At 59.3% G+C, this 3,147-nt stretch carries 3 protein-coding genes; all 3 read left to right on the top strand.

From position 1 onward, the window contains the following. The first annotated feature begins 458 nt into the window (after positions 1-458). The 3 genes from V6C16_RS10185 (at position 459) to V6C16_RS10175 (ending at position 3,061) form a co-directional block, all read left to right on the top strand. The gene (locus V6C16_RS10185; RefSeq protein WP_333534860.1) at positions 459-1,268 is read left to right on the top strand and encodes an HpcH/HpaI aldolase family protein; all 810 of its coding nucleotides are present in this window, start codon (positions 459-461) and stop codon (positions 1,266-1,268) included. Next, the gene (locus V6C16_RS10180; RefSeq protein ID WP_333534861.1) at positions 1,265-2,179 is read left to right on the top strand and encodes an NAD-dependent epimerase/dehydratase family protein; all 915 of its coding nucleotides are present in this window, start codon (positions 1,265-1,267) and stop codon (positions 2,177-2,179) included. Before V6C16_RS10185 ends, V6C16_RS10180 begins: the two co-directional genes overlap by 4 nt. Positions 2,180-2,290: 111 nt before the next feature. After that, entirely contained in the window at positions 2,291-3,061 is a 771-nt protein-coding gene (locus tag V6C16_RS10175; protein ID WP_333534863.1) for a 3-deoxy-manno-octulosonate cytidylyltransferase, read from the top strand. Positions 3,062-3,147 lie beyond the last annotated feature (86 nt).

Here is a 3,147-nt window from a genome sequence, read left to right as displayed (position 1 = left end):
TTTGGTTGGGCAGGACACTGGTTGCGGCAGCCGGTTCTGGCCGTCAGCGGCGCGGGCCACGTCCAGAGCGCGGAGCAGTTTGTCGAGAGCGTCGGCCAGAGGCACGGTTTGTGTATACATATTGCCTTGGGGAGCCATATATCCTCCTTAAAAGCCGTGTTACTTGAAATGGCTCTGGCGGCCGCAGGCGCGCGCGCCGGAAAGGCGCAGGGCAATCTACCGCCGGCTAAGCGCCGGAGCGCATCTGGCGGCGCTGAAACTGCACAGGGTTTCAGCCTGTCTGCTCCGGAAATGCGGGATAGGGACAGCCGAAATTGCGGATGTCCACAGTGCAAACATACATGTTCCGGCGGTACTTGCAAATATGCGGGCGGAGCAGGACCAGCCGGGCCGTATTGCGTGCCGCTGCGGCTGGGCGTATACTGGAGGTTGGTACGTAACCTCAACCCTGCGGCGGCATGCCGTTTGATATGACCGTACACGAAATACGCGCGCTCCTGGCTGCGGACAAAGCCACGGTAGGCACATGGCTGCAGTTGCCTTCTGCCGATGTGGCCGAGCTTATGGCTCGCGCGGGCTATGACTGGGTGGCTGTGGATATGGAACACGGCTCCTTTGGCCGCACCGGGCTGCCGGACATTTTCCGGGCCATCGAATGCGGCGGGGCTGCGCCTTTTGCGCGCTTGCCCGAAGCCGGGAAAACCCAGATCAAGTCCGCGCTGGAAGCGGGCGCTCAGGGGCTGATTTTTCCCATGATTGAAAGTCGCGAACAGCTGGACCGTGCCATTGACTGGGCCGTTTATCCCGGCCAGGACCATTGGCGTTCCGCCGGAGAAACCGCCGGTGAATACAGGGGGGTTGGTTTTTGCCGGGCCAATGTGTTTGGCAAATGCTTTGAGGAGTATCGAAGCTCCCTCGCGCCCGAAATATTTCTTGTGGCGCAGATAGAGCATATCCGCGCTGTGGAAAACCTGGACGCCATCCTGTCGCATCCGCGGCTGGACGCCATCATGGTCGGCCCGTACGATCTTTCCGGCTCAATGGGGCTTACGGGACAGTTTGACCACAAGGACTTCAAGGCTGCCATGGATCGCATCGCGGCCGCCTGCGCCCGCCACAAGGCCCGCATGGGACTGCACATTGTGCAGCCCGATCCGGCCGAGCTCAAACGGCAGATCGCGGCAGGCAGCCGTTTTATTGCCTATGGCATAGATTCCGTCTTTCTCTGGCATGCATCTGAGCGGCCGGATCAGGGAGAACAACTGTGAAAATAACCGTTTTTGGCGGATCCGGCTTTCTGGGTTCGCATATTTGCGACAAACTTTCCGATGCCGGGCATGCGGTCACCATTGTGGACCTGCATCCCTCACCCTGGCTGCGGCCTGACCAGACCATGCTCACGGGCAATATTCTTGAGGAAGAAACCGTGCGCAGGGCAGTGGAAGGCGCAGACATGGTGTTCAACTATGCGGGCATAGCCGACATCGGCGAAGCCAATAACCGCCCGGTGGACACCGCGCGCATCAACGTGCTCGGCAATGTCATGATTCTCGAAGCCTGCCGCCATGCAGGGGTAAAGCGCTACGTCTTTGCCAGCTCCCTGTATGTATACGGCAAGTCGGGCGGTTTTTACCGCTGCAGCAAGCAGGCGTGCGAACTGTATATTGAAAACTATCAGGCCATGCACAATCTGCCCTACACCATACTGCGCTATGGCTCGCTTTACGGCCCCCGGTCGGACAGGCGCAACGCCATCAACCGCTTTGTGTACGAGGCGCTTGCCACGGGCGGCATCACGTATTACGGCGCACCCACGGCCCTGCGCGAATACGTGCACGTGGACGACGCCAGCGCCGCCACCCTGGCCGTGCTGGCCCCGGAATTTGAAAACCAGAATATCATCATTTCCGGCAACCAGCCCATGCGGGTCGGGGATCTTTTCAAGATGATCGGCGAAATGCTGGGCAAAGAGCTGGTCATCAACTACCAGAACGACCCCAACAGCGGCCACTATCAGGTCACGCCTTATGCCTTCATGCCCAAGGTGGGCCGCAAACTGGTGCCGCCGCTCACCGTGGACCTCGGTCAGGGCATCCTGCGGGTTATGGAAGAAGAGCACAAGGAAATGCACCCGGAACTGGAGTCCGAGGGCGGATACCTTGTGGCTACGGACGACTAGGCGCAGCCAGCACACGGTCTTTTGTCCGTACAGGGTTTTTCGTGCAGCATTGCCGTTCAACGGGCATGCTGAAAATATCTCTGAAAATTTGAGGCCATAAGGAGCCGCTACATGAACATTATTGCCATCATTCCCGCGCGTATGGGGTCCAGCCGCTATCCCGGCAAGCCGCTTGCCCTCATCCATAACGTACCCATGGTGGGCCACGTGGCCTTTCGCACGGGCATGAGCAAAACGCTGTCTTCCACCTACGTGGCGACCTGCGATGAAATTATCGAAAATTATTGCAAAGATGCGGGCCTGCCCTGCGTCATGACCGGCGACCATCACGTGCGCTGCTCCACGCGCACGGCTGAGGCCCTGCTCAAGATTGAGGCCGCCGCCGGCAAAAAAGCCGACATCGTTGTGATGGTGCAGGGCGACGAGCCTATGGTGCGCCCCGAAATGATTGACGCCGCCGTGGCCCCCATGCTGGCCGACCCGTCCATCAACGTGACCAACCTCATGGCCGATATGGATACCCTTGAAGAATTTGAAGACCCCAACGAAGTCAAGGTGGTGGTGGACAGGTTCAACGATGCCCTCTATTTTTCGCGTGAGCCCATTCCTTCACGCAAAAAAGGCTCGGACAAGGTCCCCATGCGCAAACAGGTCTGCATCATTCCTTTCCGTCGCGACTACCTGCTGCGCTTCAATGAAATGGAAGAAAGCCCCCTGGAAATCTACGAATCCGTAGACATGATGCGCATCCTTGAATACGGGGAAAAGGTACGCATGGTTCCCACGGCCAGCCGCACCTGGAGCGTGGATACGCCCGAGGATCTTGTGCGCGTGTGCCGCCTCATGGAAGGCGACGACCTTATGAAGGAATACAGCAAGTAGTATGGCTGCGCTCGACAAACCGGGCATGACGCAGGAGAGCGGGGCGGCCGGACAGGCCGGCCCTGCCGCGTCCTCCGAAACGGGCG

This window comes from Desulfovibrio sp. 1188_IL3213, assembly GCF_036763145.1.
Lineage (GTDB): Bacteria > Desulfobacterota > Desulfovibrionia > Desulfovibrionales > Desulfovibrionaceae > Desulfovibrio.
The sequence above is the reverse complement of the archived record's forward strand: the minus strand, read 5'-3'. Positions and strand labels throughout refer to the sequence as shown.

Coding starts and splice junctions, on each gene's coding strand:
- V6C16_RS10185 (WP_333534860.1), top strand. CDS start 459: ATGCCGTTTGATATGACCGTACACGAAATACGCGCGCTCCTGGCTGCG.
- V6C16_RS10175 (WP_333534863.1), top strand. CDS start 2,291: ATGAACATTATTGCCATCATTCCCGCGCGTATGGGGTCCAGCCGCTAT.